Source organism: Salinibacterium sp. NSLL17 (assembly GCF_015864935.1).
In the GTDB taxonomy this organism is placed as follows: Bacteria; Actinomycetota; Actinomycetes; order Actinomycetales; family Microbacteriaceae; genus Rhodoglobus.
Genome location: NZ_JADYWH010000001.1, coordinates 1477390 through 1496269 on the forward strand (window position 1 = coordinate 1477390; position 18880 = coordinate 1496269).

Here is an 18880-nt window from a genome sequence, read left to right on the forward strand (position 1 = left end):
ACGCACCAGTTTCGTAGTTACCCCTGCGCCGGGTAGTCCTTCAGGCCCCAGACATCTCCACCCAACGCGGTCAACGTTGCAATAGTCGTCGCCACGCTCGGGATCCGCGTTGCCCCCGGCTGAATGACGTACTGAATGGTGCGCTCACTCGAGGGCTGCGGGGCATGGATGCTCACGCCCTCCGGCAGCGTCAGTGACGACAGCGCTAGCTGGGGGAGAAGCGCCACCCCCAGCCCGCGGGAGACAAAGCTCAGTACCGCGAGAGCGTTATCCGTCTCCAACCCAATCTCTGGGGCGAAACCCTCGATATTGCACAGGGCAAGCAAATGACCGCGACAGAGGGCACAGCCCGCAATCCACGCGTCGTTCGCAAGATCGGCCAGGCTCACGCTGTCGGCATTCGCTAGGGGGTGAGTGTCAGGGAGCACCAGCACCACCGGCTCCGTGAACAGTGGCACCGTCGTGTGGCCGCCATCACGCGACAAGTGCGGGTCGGCACGGTCCTCCGGGTAGGAGAATGTGATTGCGAGATCCGCTGAACCGTCCCGCAACAGCTGCAGCGCCTGCGGAGGCTCAGCCTCGACATAATTCACCGTCAAATTCGGATGCTGCTGCCGCAACTGACGAATCAACCGCGGCACGAGCGTCGACGACGCCGTCGGGAACGCTGCGATGCGCACCGTTCCGCTCGAGAGACCGGCTAACTCTGCGAGTTCGGCGCTCGCCGCATCCACCGCATTGAGTACCGTGACGGCGTGACTGGCGAGGGCGCGGCCGGCTTCGGTGAGGCGCACCCCGCGGCCCGAGCGCACTACAAGCGCGAGCCCGAGTCGCGACTGGGCGCGAGTGAGGTGTTGGCTGAGGGCGGGCTGGCTGTAGCCGAGAACGCGGGCCGCTTCGCTGATCGTGCCGTGTTCAGAAATCGCACGAACGATGCGCAGCGAGAGAAGGTCTGGCGTGGTGTCCATCGACCAAGCATAACTAAACGTGATCGTTGGTATCCCAATCATGCTCTTGTGGCATATATCCGGGCGCGGGAACATGGTGGCATGACCTCCCCAGCTCTGGCCAGCGCCATCGACAGCTTCGCGAACACCCGCGGGTACCTTTCCGCTGCCACTATGGGGCTCCCAACCTGTGCCGCCGTCACCGAGATGAAGGAGAAGCTCGGGCAGTGGGCCACCGCAACCTGCAACCCCATGAACTACGGCGACATTGTTGAACGCACTCGTGGTCACTACGCGCGCCTCGTCGGCATCGACACCAGTCGCGTTGCGATTGGTTCGCAAACCTCAGTCATGGCATCCCTCATTGCCTGCTCGCTGCCGGCAGGTTCCGAAGTGCTGGTCGTCGAATCCGACTTCACGTCAATCGTGTTCCCGTTCCTGCAGCACCGCGACCTTCAGGTGCGCGCCGTGCCTCTGGCCGAACTGGCGGATGCCATCACCGACAGCACCGCGCTCGTCGCGTTCTCGCTCATCCAATCCTGCAACGGCAAGGTCGCCGATGTCGCGGCGATCACGGCCGCTGCCAACCGCCATGGAGCTCGCACTCTCTGCGACATCACGCAGGCCGCCGGCGTTTACCCCGTGGATGCCAGCCAATTCGATGCGACCGTGTGTCACGCCTACAAGTGGTTGTGTTCGCCTCGCGGCGTCGCGTTCCTCACAATCTCCGAGGATTTCGCCGAGCACATCACGCCAGTGCAAGCCGGCTGGTACGCGGGGGAAGACGTGTGGTCCAGTGTGTACGGCACCGAGATGAACCTTGCGAAGGATGCTCGTCAGTTCGACGTGTCACCCGCGTGGCAGGCTTGGGTCGGTGCCGAGCATCCGATCGCCATGTTTGCTGACCTCGATATCGCCGAAGTCTGGGAGCACTGCACGGGGCTCGCCAACCTGCTGTGCGACGAGCTCGGAATCGAACGCCAGAATCAGGCCATCGTCACGTGGCCGGATGAATCGGGTGCCGACCTCGCCAAACTGACGGCCGCTGGCATCACCGCCTCCGGTCGCGCTGGCCGTCTTCGCGCTGCATTCCACCTCTGGAATACCGAAGAAGACGTCGCGGCGGTTATCGCTGCGCTGCGTGTCTAGCTAAACTGGATGTCCGCCGACCGTGCATCCAGCTCGGCAGACTATTGGAGTTTCTGTGGCTACGCCTAACCCCCTCGACGCCGTTATCAACCTCGCCAAGCGCCGAGGTTTTGTCTTCCAATCGGGAGAGATCTACGGTGGTTCACGCTCAGCCTGGGACTATGGCCCGCTGGGAACCGCCCTCAAAGAGAACATCAAAAAGCAGTGGTGGCAGACCTTCGTTCAAGGTCGCGAAGACGTCGTCGGGCTCGACTCGGCCGTCATCCTGCCTCGCAAGGTGTGGGAAGCATCCGGTCACGTCGAGGTCTTCTCTGACCCGCTCGTCGAATCGCTGCACACCCACAAGCGTTACCGCGCCGACCACCTTCTTGAAGCCTACGAAGAGAAGCACGGTCACCCTCCCGTCAACGGGCTTGCCGACATCCGCGACCCTGACACCGGTCAGCCCGGATCGTGGACCGAACCGCAGAACTTCTCAGGGCTCCTCAAGACCTACCTTGGCCCCGTCGACAACGAAGAGGGAATGCACTACCTGCGCCCCGAAACCGCCCAGGGTATCTTCACCAACTTCGCCAACGTCATGGGTGCTGCTCGTATGAAGCCGCCCTTCGGAATCGGCCAGGTCGGAAAGTCATTCCGTAACGAGATCACGCCCGGAAACTTCATTTTCCGTACGCGTGAGTTCGAACAGATGGAGATGGAATTCTTCGTCGAGCCCGGCACCGACGAAGAATGGCACCAAACCTGGATCGACGAATCCATGAAGTGGTACACCGACCTCGGCATCAACCCCGACAACCTGCGCTTCTACGAGCACGCTCAAGAGAAGCTCTCGCACTACTCCAAGCGAACAGTGGATGTTGAGTACCGTTTCCGCTTCGCCGGTAGCGAGTGGGGCGAGCTCATGGGCATCGCTAACCGCACCGACTTCGACCTGCGCACGCACTCCGAGGCATCCGGTTCTGACCTGTCGTACTTCGACCAGGCCAAGGACGAGCGTTGGACGCCGTACGTGATCGAGCCCGCATTCGGACTCACCCGCGCCCTCATGGCCTTCCTCATTGATGCGTACGCCGAAGACGAGGCGCCCAACGCGAAGGGTGGCGTCGACAAGCGCACCGTTCTGCGCCTCGACCGTCGCCTCTCGCCGGTAAAGGTTGCCGTTCTGCCGCTGTCGCGCAACGAGCGCCTGTCGCCGATGGCGCGTGGCGTTGCCGCTGACCTGCGCAAGTACTGGAACGTCGACTTCGACGACGCCGGTGCGATCGGTCGTCGATACCGTCGTCAAGACGAAATCGGAACCCCGTTCTGCGTCACGATCGACTTCGATTCGCTCGACGACAACGCGGTCACGATCCGTGAGCGCGACACGATGGAACAGAAGCGCATGCCGATCGAAGAGCTGCGCGGCTACCTCGCGCAGGAGCTCATCGGCTGCTAAGCCCCGCGGTTAGGCTCTCGGCGTCCGTCGCCGAGAGCCCGCACTGCACCAAGCGGACCCGGACAAGTTCCGGGTCCGCTTTTCTGTGTGCGCGGTCCCTCGCTGTGGTGGTCTCCGCTGGAACTCGACGTGCCGCCGGACCAACCGCTCTCATCCCGCGGACTCCTGTCGGAAACTCAGGAGATTCGAGTTCGCGCGTGATTCTGTTGGCGTCAGGCCCGCGGTATCCCGGGCCTCCTGTCGGAGGCGCCGACGGATCTCCTGAATTTCCAACTGGGACGTGTCATCAACATGCCCCGCGTACCCCAATAGTCAACCGATCGCCGCCTCTCATGCCATGCGGCGATAACCGCGGTGATGCTGTCGTCATGGTGGATGTACACGAACTAGTTGATGAACTTGGTGGGCTTGCGCAGAAACGTCAGCTGGTCGCGCGGGGAGCCCGTGACCGTGATCTCACCCGCGCAGTCAAGCGCGGCGAGGTCGTCAGGGCACGTCAAGGTTGGTACACAACGGGCGCGGAGACAGAGTTGCGCGTTCGAGCCGCGCGAGTAGGGGGTCGCCTCACCGGTATCTCTGCGATTGCAGACTGGGGTGGCTGGGTTGTGAAGGAGCATCCGCTGCAGGTGTCAGTGCCCAAGAACGCCTCGCGATTGCGCAGCCAGTGGAATCGGCGGCGCCCACTGGGCTGAAGAAACGGGGTGCAGTTGCACTGGGATCCGCGCTCGGTCCACGAGCGGGGAACGACGTGGCACGTGAGTATTCTCGAGGCGCTCAGACGTGTGGTGGTCGACGAGAGCCTCGAGACGGCGGTTGCTGCAGTGGACTGGGCGCTGCATACCGGGCGGATTGATGAGTTCGATTGTGAGCAGTTGATTCTCATGCTGCCGCGGTACAAGCGCGGGATACGGTCCTGGGTGGATGGGCGTTCTGAGAGCTTGCCGGAGAGTCTTGCGCGCGTTCGGCTGCAGCTTCGGGGCCATCGCGTCGAGATTCAAGTTCCTCTGGGGCCCAAGCGGATTGATCTGGTGGTGAACGGTGTCGTCGGGCTTGAGATCAATGGCAAGCAGTTTCATGCGCACACCTTCGAAGAGGATCATCTGAAGGCGATCGAGATCACTATCGCGGGATTTCACGCGATGAGTGTCAGCGCCAGAATGGTTTTCACGCAATGGGAGCTGTTTCTGACGGCGCTGGAGACGGTACTCGCCTCGCATGCGCGTGCTGACGTCGGAAATTCAGGAGATCTGACGGCTTGCGCGGTCAGACGCCCAGATTCCGCGAGACCTAGCGGCGACGATCCCAGATCTCCTGAGTTTCCGACAGCACACGCGGAGAAAGCGCGAACCCAATGACCCAGCAGCGGGGAACGCAAGAGAGAACCCGCACGTGAGGGAATATCTTGGGGCGCAACGCGTTGACCTTGAGGTGAATAATGCAGCAGCAACCGTGACCGAACCCGTACAAGTCGATATCTGGTCTGATGTTCAGTGCCCCTGGTGCTACATCGGAAAGCGACGCTTTGAAGCCGCCGTAGAAACGTCGGGCATCCCCGTCGAGATCGTGTACCACTCGTTTGAACTCGCTCCCGATACCCCGGTCGAGTATGAGGGCACCCCCATCCAGTTCTTGAGCGAGCGCAAGGGGCTCCCGATGCCGCAGGTCGAAGAGATGCTCACGCGCGTCACCGACATCGCATCGAGCGTTGGGCTCGACTATGACTACGAACACATCCACCAGACGAACACGGTGAAGGCGCACGAACTTCTGCACTTTGCGAAGGCTCACGGTCGCCAGCTTGAGATGAAAGAGCGTCTTCTTGATGCCTATTTCATCAAGACTGAGCACGTCGGCCGCATCGAAGACCTCGCTGATATTGCGGCATCTATTGGTTTCGACCGCGACGAAGTGGTGCGCGTTCTTGAGTCGAGCGAGTACCTCCCCGCGGTGAAGGCTGACATGGAACAGGCCATGCAATACGGCATCCAGGGGGTGCCATTCTTCGTGATTGATGGCAAGTATGGGGTTTCGGGCGCGCAAGAAAGTGAAACGTTCGCTAACGTACTCACACAAGTACTTACCGAAAGAGACGTCTAACCCATGGATGCCGCAACGAAGCCAATCCCGACCTTCGCCCTCCAGCAGCTCGGCGACCCGAACGCAGTAGCGTGTGAGGGCGATGCTTGTGGCATTGCCGTCGATGATCACCGCTCGCAAGCCCTCGTTAACCGCCAGATCGACGAAGGCCTCGTTTAAGAGGTTTTTCACCAACTTCCAGTGCCGCCTTACCCGCCGACGGCGCTGTCTCTGAGTTCGCTCCTCTAGAGCGCGCTCATGATCGTGGCGAGCAAATATGTGCGGCTATTGCCGTCATCAATGCGATCTTCGTTGAGGTTGTCGCTCTCTTCGAGCGCTGCTGCAGCATCCGCTTTTCCGGCCAGTGCTGAGTACATGAGCAGATAGTCGCCGAAGAGCACGTCTGACCCATCGGGCGCAGCTTCGGCGATGTTGGCACGGAGCCGATCGGGGTCGGCAGCAAGGTACCCCGAGACGGGGCTCATGGGAAGCACAAGGATGCCGAGCATTGCGCTCGGCTCGGCGCTGAACCATGTGGCGTAGTCCCGTTTGCCGCCCCAGTTGAGGGCAGCCACGGTGTGGTCGAAGCCGTCGTACACGGCTTCGGTGCGATCGAAGTTCGTCCAGTACGCGTTTGCCGAGTGGGCTTCGGCTGACAGCATCCAGCGGGCTTCGGTAGCGAGCGCGGCTTGGTCGCTGGCAGCAGCCCATAGGGCAAGGCCGTTCCAGGCGCTGACCGCTTCGGAACTCGATTCTTGGTTGTTTCCATCGGCAAATGGTGACGTTCCGCTGGCCCACGAGTGGCCGGCGTAGGCGTCAAAAACCCGGCGCTCAGGAAAGTAGCTGTTCTCGCCTTGGGCCGCAATGTCGGCAGCGAGCAGATTCATGACGGGGGCCCACTTCTCGACGAGGGCGGGGTCGGCGGCGGCGAGAACTCCGGCGGTGTAGAGAAAGTAGCCGTAGTGAAAGTGGTGGTCGTTGAACTGGTCAGAGCCGAAGGATGCTGCGAGGCCGACGAGCCCGCGAGCCTGATCGTCGTAAACGAAGCAGCGTTCGGTTCGCTCGTCACAGCCTTCGGGGTCGGTCCAGGTATCCAGGGCGCTGACAAGCTGTTCCGTGATGGTGGCGGCAATGTCATCCGCGCCGATCTGGCGGGCTACTTCGAGCATGTTGGTCAGGCGGTAGAGCCATTTGCCGCCGTAATAGGTGTCTGCTGGCGCGGGCACTGTTGATGCAACATCCACGTTCAGCTGTTGCCGCAGTCTTTCGCGGTGCTCTTCTGTGAGATTGGCGAGGTCGAGGGCACCAGCCGGCTCGATAGTGGGGACTGTCCAAGTGAGTTCGGTCGCCATGCACGCGACGAGTTCGCCATAAATACTCGGCCAGGATCCAGCATCGCAGGAGACTGACGAGTCGAGCCCGGCCCCCTGATGGGGCATGGCGGCCACGATCGTGGGGGAAGAATCCCGTGTCTCGTAGCGGATGCTGGTCGAGGCCACGGCAGCATCTACCGTGTACTGGATGCTCGTGCTCACGATGGGTGTTGCAGCCTGGATGAAGTCGGCCACAACACCGCCATCAGACACCGCGAACCACGTTGCTGCGTCGCCGGCGGCCAGAGTCAACTCGCTGCCCGCCGCATTCATCTCGCCGTCGCTGACGAGCCCGTACTGTGTGCCGTTGACCTCCGCTGTCCAAGCGCCGTCGTCGTCGCGCAGCGGCTGGCCGAGCGTCACCGCGACTGCTTCGGATGCCGTGAAGCTGACAAAGGGAGAGCCTTCAGCGATCACGGTCGTGCCGATTTCATTCCCGCCTGCCGTCTGCGAGATGGTGACGGACGCTTCGTCGTACGCGCTCACGACGTAGTCGTCAGCGCCGATGTCGGCGGAAACTGCCGGAGTAAAGCCGCCGGCGATGACATTCTCTGCGCTGACCACAGCGGGAACTCCCAACGCGAATCCACCCCCGGTTAGCTGAAACGATAGTGGCAGAGGGAAGACGGGCAACGAGTCTTCTCCGAAGACGAGCCCGGAGAACCAGCGGTTGGTGGGCGGGATGAGTCCGACTGCGAGTCGTGTGCTTCCGAGCGTGGCAACTGAACGCGTGGGGAGGGCTTCGATTAGTGGGCCGACGGTGCTGTCGGAAAAAATTGTGTCGGTACTCGACTCGGGTGCTGATGGCGCAGGCATCGCGGCCGTGCATCCGGTCAGCGCCGTTAACACTGCCGCCACCGTCATCACGAAGAAAAACCGGACGTCCCGAGCCACTCGGCTACATGCCGATCTTGCGGAGGAAGTCAGAGACACCATCGATAGCGCCCGCCAGCATGCCATCGTCGCGCAGCTGCAGCGTCGCGCTCACGGGGGTGCCTGGCTCGACGAGCCCGTTGTAGGCGCCGTCGGCAAGGGCGTCGCTCTCAACGCGAATTGTCGTTTCGGCCTGTCCGTTCACCGTCTGGACATTAATTGTGGACACGGTTCCGGCGATGCTTGCTCCATTGGGGAGAAGCAGATCGACGGGAGCTTGTTCGCCAATACGGGAGTAGTCGCGTCCGGTGAGTTCGTATTGAGCAACGACGCACAGTGATCCTGCTTTTTCGATCGTGGCGAGAACTTCCCCGGCTTGCACGAAAGAACCTGGCTTGGTCGCAACATCGCGCACGGTTCCGGAGACTGCAGCGGTGAGGGTGATCTCGCCATCTTCGGTCACGGTGTACGCGACGGTTTCAGGTTTGAGCAGTCCTTTTGCGAGGTCCGCCTGCAGCGAGGGGCTTTGCAGAGTGAACAGCACGTCGCCTTCGTTGACGCGTTGATCGACCTCGGTCACGAAGCTCTCAACGAGCGTTCCGCCGTAGTCAATGCCGACGGGATAACGTTCCGCTTCGATGGAGGCTGAAACACTCACCACCTGGGCTTGTCGTTGAGAGAAGATGACCGTCAACACCAGCACGAGGGCGAGCACTGTGATTAGGCCGAAGACGAGTTTGAGGTTGCTGCGCCAGGTCATGCTGAGGCTCCCTTCGTGGACAGTACACGGGTGGCGAGGCGGTGGGTGCGACCGAGCGAGACATGCTCTCGCGCTGCGGCTACAACGAAACTGCCCATGATGAACGTGTTGGTGACGTTCCACGCCGTGGCGAGGGTCAACACTTCGTTGTCGATGTCGCGAAAGACGGCCACGACGGAAGTCAGTAGCAGGAAGACGAAGAACAACACTTGAGGAATCATGAAGTTGAACGGTGATGACACTTTCGTGCGGTCGCCGGTTGCGCTCCACGACTGCTCTTTACCGGTGAGCACGTTGATGAGAGCGGCGAGGTAGATCGGCGCTGACACGGTTGCCAGCATGAGGGTCTCCCAGCGAAATGAGCCCATCGTGTAAAACGCGAGCACGATCTGGATGACGTAGAAACCGGCGTAGTAGAGCATCCAGGTCACGACCGTGGTCGAGAGGTTCATGGGGCGCAGGTCGAAATAGATCTCGAGCGCGGGAACCATCATCAGGAGTAGTGGTGAGATGCCCGTGAGGTAAAACGAGGCAGTGACCAAGTACTGAAGTCGCTGGTCGAGCGTGAGTTTGCGCTTGTGAGTGAGCGGGTTGTGCTTGAACAGAATCTCAAAGCCGCCGGTCGCCCAACGCAATTGCTGCTTCGTGTAGGACTCGACGGTGTCGGGCGCGTGGCCGACGGCGAGAGCGTTCGGGATGTAGATCGTGTGCCAGCCGCGCTCGTGGAGCATCAGCGAGGTCCACACATCCTCTGATTTGGAATCGGTGTACATGCCACCGACATCGTCGATGGCGGAACGACGGAAGATCACGTTGGTGCCAACACAGAACGCGGCATTGAAGCGGTTTCGGCCGGGCTGAATGAAGCGATAGAACACGGACTGCATATAGCCAGCGCCGCGTGAGATCACGTTGTGCAGGTTGCCGTACGTTTGCGGCGTTTGCACGAAGGCAACCTCGTCGCGAGAGAAAAACGGCACCGTCTCAATGAGGAATTCGGGGGAGGGCACGAAGTCGGCGTCAAAGATAGCGAAGAAGCGACCCTTGGCGAGGCTGAGTGCGTGATTCACGTTGCCGGCCTTGGCGCCGCCAGAGCTTAGCCGACGCACGTAGCGGGCTCCGAGCTCGTGGGCGAGCTCGCGCACCTCGTCGGAGTGGCCATCGTCGAGCACCCACGTGATGTGGGAGCCGCGCATCCGCATCGCCGCAGTAACGGTCTCGCGGATGACGCTCACCGGTTCGCCGTACGTTGTGATGAAGACGTCGACGGTGGCTTCGGCGCTGTGCAGGTACATCGTCCAGCGCGAGGGTGTTGAGGTTAGACCGTCGCGCAGAATGTCGCGTTCGCGAAAGAGCTTCGCTTTGGCATCGTGAAAGGCGAAGTCGCGCGGGTCTTGCGACGCGGAGAGGATTGTCCACATCGACAGCAGTGCCTGACTGATCAGAACTGTCTCGGCGAGGATGACGAGCGTGTACGGCAACCAATCACCGCGGCTCGCCGGGTTCAACAAGAACCCGGCGTAGGCGAGGATGCCAAGGGTCGCGATGAGCACCAGAATCACCAACGATGGTGATTCGGCCTTGACCGGCTCAGCAACGCGGGGCGCGGTTAGCGCGGGTGGGAGGTCGCTCGGGGGTGCGGCAAAGCGGGTAGCTAGGGTCGTCATTTGTGCTTCTTTCGGGAGAAGTCTTAATACGACGCAGCACGCCAGATTGAGCGATGACAGGGTGCCGGGCGCACGAAAGAACGAGCGCGACGGAAGGTCACAGCGGCATCGTTGGCGTGCGTGCAGGCAGGGGTCGCGACAGGGTAGATCGTGACTCCGAAGAGTGAGCAAAAGCGGGTAATGCGGGTTAGAGGCCTACGTTAGCGGGGGTGACGGATCGAAATCTACGGTGGTCTAGCAAGTTAAGACACTGGCCACATTCCCGACTTCTGTTCGTAACAAATGCTCGTTAACCGACGAAACCGCGGTTAGACCATTCGACGATTTCGGCAACGCTGGCATGTTCCGGTGCGGCTTTAGCTACTCGTGACGGAATGAGCGTAAGCGGCACAGTGGTCGGGCGCGCCGGCAGGGAAGCGTGGTGCGCTTCGGGCGCGTTGAAGCGTTTGTTGATGAGAGCGCCAAGAATGGCACCGCCTCCGAAGCCGAGCGGCAAGAGGAGCAGGTAGAGGGTCGGGTCGAGGTTCGACGCGGTTCCCACCGCCAAGATTCCTCCAACTCCAATGATTGCTCCGATGCTGAGGGCAACCCACCAGCGCTGAAGTTTCGCGTTTTCTTTGTCCCAGGCGCGTTGGGCGCGCAGTTGTTCGAGCGCTTCCTCGCGCGGTGCCGCGCTCACCCAGAGGCGGGTTTCGAAGCGGAAGACATTCGGATGCTCGTCGATGGCCATTAGTCAGTTCCTGTTTCGCTCGTAATGTCGGCGACCGTGGCCTCGAGGCCGGTGATCAGGTCATCCGTGTGAACCCATGCGGTGTAGTCGTGGTCTCCTGATCCCATCGATACTCGCTTTCCGGCGATGCGTTCGTCGGCGAACACGGGCCAGGCGGTGCTGCTGCCGAGCGGGGTGATGGTGCCGCGCGCAAATCCGGTGGCCTCAAGCGCGAGGGAGGCTTCGGGCATCCGCAACTTATTGACGCCGACGACGGCGCGCAGTTTTGGCCACGAAATCTGCCGGTCGCCGGGAACGAGGGCGAAGAGGTAGCTGCCGTCGCTGCGTTTGACGACGAGCGATTTCACGATCTCGGCCGGGGTGATTCCGAGTAACTCGGCGGCGTGTTCGAGGGAGGTCGCTGGTGCGCGTTCGACGATCTCGATCGGGATGCCGCGGCGCTCGGCGTCGTCGCGGACGCGGTCAGTTCCTGCCGTCATTCGGGGCCTCCCGGTATGTGCGGCGCTGGTTCAGGCGCGCCGTGGGACAATTGCTACGTGACTATTCTTGCCCCTGCCGACCCGCGTGTCGCGCCACAGCTCTCAATCGGGAACCTCGACCTTGATGTTCCTGTCGTTTTGGCGCCCATGGCAGGCATCACCAACACCGCTTTTCGCCGTCTCTGCCGCGAGTATGGCGCTGGTCTGTATGTCAGCGAAATGATCACGAGCCGTGCGCTGGTGGAGCGCACGCCCGAGAGCATGCGCCTGATTACGCACCATGAGTCGGAGACGACGCGCAGCATCCAGCTTTATGGTGTTGACCCGAAGACGGTGAGAGAAGCGGTCACGATGTTGGTTGCCGAGGATCGTGCTGACCACATTGACTTGAATTTCGGATGCCCCGTTCCTAAGGTCACTCGCAAGGGTGGGGGAGCGGCGCTTCCGTGGAAGATCGATTTGTTCCGCGACATCGTCGAGGGCGCGGTGAAGGCTGCCGGCGACGTTCCGCTGACGATCAAGATGCGCAAGGGCATCGATTCAGATCATTTGACTTACCTTGAGGCTGCTCGCGTTGGCGCCGGCGCCGGCGTGGCCAGCATCGCGTTGCACGCCCGCACTGCTGCGGAGTTCTACTCGGGGCACGCAGACTGGTCGGCGATCGAAAAGCTCAAGAACACCATCACCGATACCCCGATTCTCGGTAATGGCGACATTTGGAGTGCTGCCGACGCTCTCCGTATGGTCGACGAGACCGGATGCGACGGAGTCGTTGTCGGTCGCGGTTGCCTCGGTCGTCCCTGGCTGTTCGGTGACCTCGCTGCCGCCTTCCGGGGAGAGTCCCTCAAGGCAGAGCCAACACTCGGCGAAGTCGCCATTGCGTTTAAGCGTCATGCCGAACTGCTGGTGGAATTCTTCGGCGATGAAGATCGTGCGTGCCGCGACATCCGCAAGCATGTTGCCTGGTACTTCAAGGGCTATGCGGTCGGCGGAGAGTTGCGTGCGGCAATGGCGACGGTGCACGACCTGGCTCAGCTCGACGAACTGTTGGCTCAGCTCAACTGGAGCCAGCAGTACCCTGGTGCTGACGCTGAGGGCCAACGCGGTCGCGCGGGCACTCCCAAGAAGCCATCGCTTCCGCAGGGCTGGCTCGATAGCCGTGAACTGCACGAGACTCACCGAAGCGAACTCAACCAAGCAGAATTGAGCACCAGTGGCGGCTAAGGGCTACACCGAGACTGACGCCGAGCGTTGGTTTCCCGAGCAGCACTCGAGTCGTCGGAGCGATTTTGCGCGCGACCGTGCGCGGGTGCTTCACTCGAGTGCGCTGCGCCGCCTAGCCGCCAAGACTCAAGTCTTGAGCCCCACGATGGGCACCGATTTTGCCCGCAATCGCCTCACTCATTCGCTCGAGGTCGCTCAGGTGGGCCGCGAGCTCGCTGACAGTCTGGGCCTCGACCCCGACGTTGTTGACACTGCCTGCCTCTCGCACGACCTCGGGCATCCGCCCTTTGGTCACAATGGCGAGCGGGCGCTCAATGAGTGGGCAGCCGACATCGGCGGTTTCGAGGGCAATGCTCAGACGCTTCGTCTGCTGACACGCATCGAGCCCAAGGTGTTTGGCCCAGATGGCAAGAGCTACGGCCTCAATCTCACGCGCGCCAGCTTGGACGCGAGCACGAAGTACCCGTGGCCGAGCGCTCAGGGAATTCCCGACCCGAGCGGTCGCAGCAAGTATGGTTTTTTCGACGATGACACGGCCGCGTTCGAGTGGCTTCGCGCTGGTGCTCCCGACCGCCAGCGGTGTATCGAAGCCCAAGTGATGGATCTCTCTGACGACATCGCCTACTCGGTGCACGATTTCGAAGACGCCATCGTCGGTGACTTTATTGATGTCACCGCGCTCGGCGCCCGCGTCAACCACGACGACCTTGTGAAGTCGATGTTTGAGTGGATCGGCGGCGAGTTCACGCACGACGAACTCATCGCCGCGTTCGACCGTCTCGATCTTCTCGACCCGTGGCTCGATCAGTGGGATGGATCCCGTGCCGCCCACGGTCGCCTCAAGAACCTCACGAGTCAGCTCATTGGCCGCTTCGCCGGGGCCGCTGTTCAGGCCACACGCGAAGCTCACCCCACTGATGCACTCGCTCGCTTCGGCGGCAGCCTCGTGATCCCGGCTGAAATTCAGGCAGAGATTGCGGTGCTCAAGGGCATCGTCGCCGCGTTTGTGATGTCAACGAATGCGCGTCGTCCGATTTATCAACAGCAGCGGGATGTGCTCACTGAGCTGGCCGATGTTCTGCTGTGGACGGCTCCGGTGAACCTCGATTCCGGCTTCACCGCCGATTGGAATTCCGCTGAGAACGATCACCAGCGCAAGCGGGCAGTAGTAGATCAGGTGGCTAGCCTCACTGATCAGTCCGCGATTGCGTGGCATACACGTCTGGTTGGCTAGAGTCACATCCCGGTGAGCCTAGAATTGCGGTTGTGGCTGGCCTGATCAAACGAAGTGATATCGACGAGGTGCGTTCGCGCACGAACCTCGCCGACATTGTGGGCGACTACGTCACGCTCAAGAGCGCTGGTTCTGGCTCGATGAAGGGCCTCTGCCCCTTCCACGAAGAGCGCAGCCCCAGCTTCCATGTGCGACCCCAGGTCGGTTTCTATCACTGCTTCGGATGCGGTGAAGGCGGCGACGTTTACACCTTCCTGCAGCGCATGGATCACGTGTCCTTCTCCGAGGCCGTCGAGCGCTTGGCTGGGCGCCTCGGCTACGAGCTTCACTATGAGGATGGCGGCGCGGCGACCGATCACGGCAATCGCGCTCGCATTTTGGCCGCCAATCAGGCGGCATCCGATTTCTTTGTTGCGCAGCTTGCAACCCCCGAAGCGGCTCCTGGCCGCAGTTTTCTGGGCGAGCGCGGTTTCGATCAGTCGGCCGCAGAGCGCTTCGGTATCGGTTTCGCGCCGCGCGGTGGCGTGCTCATGAAGCACCTCAACACCCTCGGCTTTTCGTCGGAAGAGCTGGTCGTGGCCGGCCTCATCGGCAAGGGGGAGCGAGGCGACTATTACGATCGTTTCCGCGGCCGACTGGTGTGGCCGATCCGCGATGTCACGGGTCAGACGCTGGGTTTCGGTGCCCGCCGTCTACTGGACGACGACAAAGGCCCTAAGTACCTGAACACTCCCGAGACGCCGGTTTATCACAAGAGCCAAGTGCTCTACGGGCTCGATCTGGCCAAGAAAGATATTTCGCGCGGCAAGCAGATCGTCGTTGTCGAGGGCTATACGGATGTCATGGCCTGCCACCTTGCCGGCGTCACGACCGCTGTCGCTACCTGTGGAACCGCGTTTGGCGTCGACCACATCAAGATTGTTCGTCGCATGATCGGCGACTATGACAACGCAGATACCACCGCCACTGGCGAAGTGATCTTCACCTTCGACCCGGATGAGGCGGGCCAGAAGGCCGCAAACCGTGCGTTTGCCGAGGAACACCGCTTTGCAGCGCAGACCTTCGTTGCGGTCGCATCCGACGGTCTCGACCCGTGCGATTTGCGACTCAAGAAGGGTGACGGCGCGGTGCGTCGTCTCGTCACAACGCGCAAGCCCATGTTTGAGTTCAAGATTCGTCGCGAGTTGGCGGTGCACGATCTCGAAACGGTCGAGGGTCGCGTTGCTGCCTTGCGCGCTGCGGCTCCGGTGGTTGCCGGTATTCGTGACTCGGCGCTCGGTATTGGCTACGTCCGCAGTGTTGCGGGCTGGCTCGGCATGGAGCCCACTGAGGTTCAGGCTGCTGTCACCGAAGCGAAGCGTCACGTTGCACCGTCTGGGCCCTCGAAGGCACCGCAGCAGTCACAGTCCGCATCGTCGTCGCAGGCTCCGCCTGTGGGCTTTGGGGAGGCCCCTGCGCAACCGGGGCCGTCCATCATGAACTTGCGCGTCGATGCCATTACTCGCCTTGAGCGAGACGCTCTCATGGCGGTGCTGCAGCATCCGGATGTTGTGGGTGCCGAGCTGATTGGCAAACTGACCCAGATCTCCATCGCTGAGCCATCGCTTGCTGTGGTTCGCGATGCAATCGCCTCTCTCGCCGACCGAGCGCTCGATCCAGGGTGGGCGTCGGCGATCGCCGATGAGGTGCCGTCGTCGTTCTCCACGTTCGTGAAGCAGCTGAGTGTGGCGCCGATTCCGGAGCGTGAGGAACGAATCCCGGTGTATTGCGTTCAGGTGACGACTGACCTGATTGAGCGTGATTTCTTGAGGCAAAAGCGTGAACTTCTGGGGGTACTCCAGCGCATGGATCGCGAGAGCGATCCGGAGCGCTATGTGCAGACTCAGCGTGACCTCATGCGGATCGAAGCGGAGCGTCGTGCGCTGCGCGAAGAGTCCTAGCTGCTGCTCTTTGGTTGCGTTCGTGTAAATATCCCCCTTTCGCGGGTAAACGATCTAGTCTCGAAGGTTCCTCGTGTGTTACTACTGAGGAACTACGATGCGCGGTGCCTACAAACGCGCCGTCGCATGTTCTGCACGCAACAGGAAGAGGTAGACGGATATGACATCCGCATCCAAGAGCAGCAAGCGAGTCCTTGCTGTCATTGCCGGCTCAGCAGCGTTCGCGCTTGCTTTGACCGGTTGCCAAGCTGGAGGAGACTCCAGCGGTGGCGGTTCCGAGTCGCTTATCGTGGGCACGACTGACAAAGTCACGTTCCTCGACCCGGCTGGTTCGTACGACAACGGTTCTTTCGCCCTGATGAATCAGGTGTTCCCGTTCTTGCTCAACTCGCCGCTGGGCACCTCCGATGTTGAACCTGACATTGCAGAGTCCGCGGAGTACACGAGCGACGACGAGTACACCGTAGTGCTCAAGTCGGGCCTCACGTTTGCCAACGGCAACGACCTCACGTCCTCAGACGTAAAGTTCAGCTTTGACCGTCAGGTTGCGATTAACGACGAGAACGGTCCTTCCGTGCTCTTGGGCAACATCGACAGCGTTGAAGCCGTCGATGACACCACCGTTGTCTTCCACTTGAAGAACGGAAACGACCAGACGTTCGCGCAGATCCTGTCGAGCCCGGCCGCCCCGATTGTTGACGAGGAAGTTTTCTCGGCTGACGCAGTCACCCCCGACGAGGAAATCGTTGATGGTATGGCGTTCGCTGGCCAGTACGTCATCGAAAGCTACGACTTCAACAACATCGTGTCGTTCACGGCCAACCCTGACTACCAGGGTGTTCTTGGCGCTGCAGCGACCGACAGCATCACGCTGAAGTACTACACCGATGCTTCGAACCTGAAGCTCGATGTTCAAGAGGGCAACATTGACGTCGCACACCGCAGCCTGTCTGCAACCGACGTCGCCGACCTCGAGGGCAACGACAATGTCAACGTCATCGTTGGCCCCGGTGGCGAAATCCGCTACATCGTCTTCAACTTCGACACGCAGCCGTACGGCGCGAAGACTCCCGAGGCTGACGCCGCGAAGTCGCTCGCTGTTCGTGGTGCTGTTGCTGACCTCATCGACCGCCAGGAAATCTCTGACCAGGTTTACAAGGGCACCTACCTGCCGTTGTACTCCTACGTTCCGGACGGACTGACGGGCGCTACCGAGGTTCTCAAGGACCTCTACGGCGACGGCGACGGTGGACCGAGCGTTGAAGCAGCTCAGAAGCGTCTTGCTGATGCTGGTGTTGACACTCCAGTGAAGCTCAACCTCCAGTACAACCCTGACCACTACGGTGAGTCTTCGGGTGACGAGTACGCGTTGGTTAAGAGCCAGCTTGAGGCTGACGGAGTCTTCGAAGTCAACCTGCAGTCGACCGAGTGGGTCACGTACGCGAGTGAGCGTACGGCCGATGCTTACCCGGCTTACCAGCTGGGTTGGTTCCCGGACTACTCCGACGCTGACAACTACCTCACCCCGTTCTTCGGTGATGGTAACTTCCTCGGAAACCACTACGCGGATGCCGAAGTCAACGATCTGATCGTTGCTCAGGCAACCGAACTCGACCCCGCCACGCGTGAGGGAATGATCGAGGACATTCAGGCGAAGGTTGCAGCTCAGCTGTCGACCGTGCCGTTCCTTCAGGGAGCACAGATCGCCGTTACGGGCAAGGACGTTACCGGAGCTACGCTCGACGGTTCGTTCAAGTTCCGCTACGGCAGCTTGGCCAAGTAGGAGCAATTCGCTCTAGTTAGGCCTTGGCCTAGCGAAATGACTCAAGGGGGTGGCCCACACACAATGTGGGTCACCTCCTCGTCTTCGTTCTCTGCACGATAGGTAGGTATGTCGCAGTCCGCTCCCGCCGTGATCAATCCGGCACAGTCAGAACCGCCCACCCGGCGTTTTCGGGGGATCACAAATCCTCTCGCTCGTTTTCTTATAGTCCGTTTTCTTCTGATTTTCCCGACCGTGTTCATCCTCGTGACGATGGTGTTCTTGTTGATGCGCTCGATCGGTGATCCCATCACGGCTGCCCTAGGTGACCGTCTGACGGCAGCTCAGCTCGCTGAACGTATTAGTGCCGCAGGCTACGACCGCCCGCTCGTGGTGCAATATTTCGAGTACCTCGGGCAGGTCTTCACCGGCAACTTCGGCACCGCCATCACCGATGGTCGTCCCGTCTCCGAGTTGCTCGTGACCTACGGCAGTGCAACGCTCGAACTCGCGTTCTACGCGGTTCTGGTGGCACTGGTCGTCGGCATTCCGCTCGGTATGGTCGCGGCATACTTCCGAGACAAGTGGCCGGATGCCGTGCTGCGTGTGGCAGCGATCCTCGCCTACGCAACTCCGGTCTTCTTTGCGGGGCTGCTTCTCAAGCTCGTGTTTGCGGTGTGGCTGAAGGTGCTGCCGGTGGCAGGCCGAGCATCCACTCGCACAGAGTTGCAACTGACGTCGCTCGACAACAAGTCGGGCATCTATCTGATTGACGCGTTCCGGCTCGGTAGCCCGGCAGCAATCGGTGATGTGCTTTCGCACGCCGTGCTGCCTGGTCTTGCGCTCGGTCTCCTCACGGCCGGCATCTTCTTGCGGCTCGTGCGCACCAATGTCATCGGTTCGCTATCGATGGACTACGTGGATGCTGCGCGCTCTCGTGGCGTGAGCGAATACCGTCTCGTGCGCAAGCACGCCTACAAGCCCGCGCTTATTCCGATCATCACGGTGATCGGCTTGCAGATCGCACTCCTGTTGGGAGGCGCGGTGCTGACTGAAACCACCTTCGAGTGGAAGGGCCTCGGCTTCAAGCTCGTCGAGTATCTGGGTGCTCGTGACTTTGTAGCCGTGCAGGGCATCGTGGTGTTGCTCGCTGTGATCGTGGCACTGACCAACTTCATCGTCGACATCATTGCGGCGATTATCGACCCGAGGGTGAGGTACTAAT

General features: G+C 61.1%; 17 protein-coding genes. 11 read left to right on the forward strand and 6 right to left on the reverse strand.

The window, feature by feature from the left end:
* Positions 1–17: 17 nt before the first annotated feature.
* Positions 18–968, reverse strand: coding sequence for a LysR family transcriptional regulator (locus I6E51_RS07230; RefSeq protein WP_197105817.1), 951 nt, complete (start codon positions 966–968; stop codon positions 18–20).
* 81 nt (positions 969–1049) lie between these two features.
* Here I6E51_RS07230 and I6E51_RS07235 point away from each other — a divergent pair, with 81 nt between their 5' ends.
* From I6E51_RS07235 to I6E51_RS07260, 6 genes are all read left to right on the forward strand, one after another.
* Entirely contained in the window at positions 1050–2096 is a 1047-nt protein-coding gene (locus I6E51_RS07235) for an aminotransferase class V-fold PLP-dependent enzyme (protein WP_197109839.1), read from the forward strand.
* Positions 2097–2151: 55 nt separating this feature from the next.
* Entirely contained in the window at positions 2152–3537 is a 1386-nt protein-coding gene (locus I6E51_RS07240; RefSeq protein WP_197105815.1) for a glycine--tRNA ligase, read from the forward strand.
* Positions 3538–3869: 332 nt separating this feature from the next.
* The gene (locus I6E51_RS07245) at positions 3870–4229 is read left to right on the forward strand and encodes a type IV toxin-antitoxin system AbiEi family antitoxin domain-containing protein (protein WP_197109840.1); all 360 of its coding nucleotides are present in this window, start codon (positions 3870–3872) and stop codon (positions 4227–4229) included.
* 63 nt (positions 4230–4292) lie between these two features.
* A complete protein-coding gene (locus I6E51_RS07250) occupies positions 4293–4892 on the forward strand; it encodes a hypothetical protein (RefSeq protein WP_197109841.1) in 600 nt (199 codons plus the stop codon).
* A 94-nt stretch (positions 4893–4986) separates the two neighbouring features.
* The gene (locus I6E51_RS07255; RefSeq protein ID WP_197105813.1) at positions 4987–5634 is read left to right on the forward strand and encodes a DsbA family protein; all 648 of its coding nucleotides are present in this window, start codon (positions 4987–4989) and stop codon (positions 5632–5634) included.
* A gap of 3 nt (positions 5635–5637) precedes the next feature.
* On the forward strand, positions 5638–5793 hold the full coding sequence (locus I6E51_RS07260) for a hypothetical protein (protein ID WP_197109842.1): 156 nt from the start codon (positions 5638–5640) through the stop codon (positions 5791–5793).
* A gap of 65 nt (positions 5794–5858) precedes the next feature.
* Here the strand turns inward: I6E51_RS07260 and I6E51_RS14535 are convergent, their stop codons facing one another.
* The 5 genes from I6E51_RS14535 to I6E51_RS07285 form a co-directional block, all read right to left on the reverse strand.
* Positions 5859–7880 (reverse strand): glycosyl hydrolase, encoded by a 2022-nt coding sequence (locus I6E51_RS14535; RefSeq protein ID WP_197218696.1) that lies wholly within the window; start codon positions 7878–7880, stop codon positions 5859–5861.
* 4 nt (positions 7881–7884) lie between these two features.
* Entirely contained in the window at positions 7885–8619 is a 735-nt protein-coding gene (locus I6E51_RS07270) for a biotin/lipoyl-binding protein (protein ID WP_197109844.1), read from the reverse strand.
* Positions 8616–10286 carry a glycosyltransferase gene (locus tag I6E51_RS07275; protein ID WP_197109845.1) on the reverse strand — a complete coding sequence of 557 codons (1671 nt, stop codon included), beginning with the start codon at positions 10284–10286 and terminating at the stop codon, positions 8616–8618. Before I6E51_RS07275 ends, I6E51_RS07270 begins: the two co-directional genes overlap by 4 nt.
* A gap of 289 nt (positions 10287–10575) precedes the next feature.
* A complete protein-coding gene (locus I6E51_RS07280) occupies positions 10576–11016 on the reverse strand; it encodes a hypothetical protein (protein ID WP_197105811.1) in 441 nt (146 codons plus the stop codon).
* Complete coding sequence (locus I6E51_RS07285; RefSeq protein WP_197109846.1) at positions 11016–11495, reverse strand: aminoacyl-tRNA deacylase; 480 nt, start codon at positions 11493–11495, stop codon at positions 11016–11018. Before I6E51_RS07285 ends, I6E51_RS07280 begins: the two co-directional genes overlap by 1 nt.
* Positions 11496–11552: 57 nt before the next feature.
* Between I6E51_RS07285 and dusB the strand changes: the two genes are divergently transcribed.
* The 5 genes from dusB to I6E51_RS07310 all read left to right on the forward strand — a co-directional run bounded on the left by dusB (position 11553) and on the right by I6E51_RS07310 (position 18879).
* Complete coding sequence (dusB, locus tag I6E51_RS07290; RefSeq protein ID WP_197109847.1) at positions 11553–12719, forward strand: tRNA dihydrouridine synthase DusB; 1167 nt, start codon at positions 11553–11555, stop codon at positions 12717–12719.
* A complete protein-coding gene (locus I6E51_RS07295; RefSeq protein ID WP_197109848.1) occupies positions 12709–13953 on the forward strand; it encodes a deoxyguanosinetriphosphate triphosphohydrolase in 1245 nt (414 codons plus the stop codon). The genes dusB and I6E51_RS07295 overlap by 11 nt, the downstream gene beginning before the upstream one ends.
* Before the next feature lie 32 nt (positions 13954–13985).
* Positions 13986–15893 (forward strand): DNA primase, encoded by a 1908-nt coding sequence (dnaG, locus tag I6E51_RS07300; RefSeq protein ID WP_197109849.1) that lies wholly within the window; start codon positions 13986–13988, stop codon positions 15891–15893.
* Positions 15894–16053: 160 nt separating this feature from the next.
* Positions 16054–17676, forward strand: a complete 1623-nt coding sequence (locus I6E51_RS07305) for an ABC transporter substrate-binding protein (RefSeq protein WP_197105806.1) — start codon at positions 16054–16056, stop codon at positions 17674–17676.
* Between the two features lie 108 nt (positions 17677–17784).
* Positions 17785–18879, forward strand: a complete 1095-nt coding sequence (locus tag I6E51_RS07310) for an ABC transporter permease (RefSeq protein WP_197109850.1) — start codon at positions 17785–17787, stop codon at positions 18877–18879.
* Position 18880: the final 1 nt, after the last annotated feature.

Excerpts from the sequence above, each read along its gene's own strand:
- I6E51_RS07230 (WP_197105817.1), bottom strand. The coding sequence starts at position 968 with ATGGACACCACGCCAGACCTTCTCTCGCTGCGCATCGTTCGTGCGATT.
- I6E51_RS07235 (WP_197109839.1), top strand. The coding sequence starts at position 1,050 with ATGACCTCCCCAGCTCTGGCCAGCGCCATCGACAGCTTCGCGAACACC.
- I6E51_RS07245 (WP_197109840.1), top strand. The coding sequence starts at position 3,870 with ATGCCATGCGGCGATAACCGCGGTGATGCTGTCGTCATGGTGGATGTA.
- I6E51_RS07260 (WP_197109842.1), top strand. The coding sequence starts at position 5,638 with ATGGATGCCGCAACGAAGCCAATCCCGACCTTCGCCCTCCAGCAGCTC.
- I6E51_RS07270 (WP_197109844.1), bottom strand. The coding sequence starts at position 8,619 with ATGACCTGGCGCAGCAACCTCAAACTCGTCTTCGGCCTAATCACAGTG.
- I6E51_RS07275 (WP_197109845.1), bottom strand. The coding sequence starts at position 10,286 with ATGACGACCCTAGCTACCCGCTTTGCCGCACCCCCGAGCGACCTCCCA.
- I6E51_RS07280 (WP_197105811.1), bottom strand. The coding sequence starts at position 11,016 with ATGGCCATCGACGAGCATCCGAATGTCTTCCGCTTCGAAACCCGCCTC.
- I6E51_RS07285 (WP_197109846.1), bottom strand. The coding sequence starts at position 11,495 with ATGACGGCAGGAACTGACCGCGTCCGCGACGACGCCGAGCGCCGCGGC.
- I6E51_RS07305 (WP_197105806.1), top strand. The coding sequence starts at position 16,054 with ATGACATCCGCATCCAAGAGCAGCAAGCGAGTCCTTGCTGTCATTGCC.
- I6E51_RS07310 (WP_197109850.1), top strand. The coding sequence starts at position 17,785 with ATGTCGCAGTCCGCTCCCGCCGTGATCAATCCGGCACAGTCAGAACCG.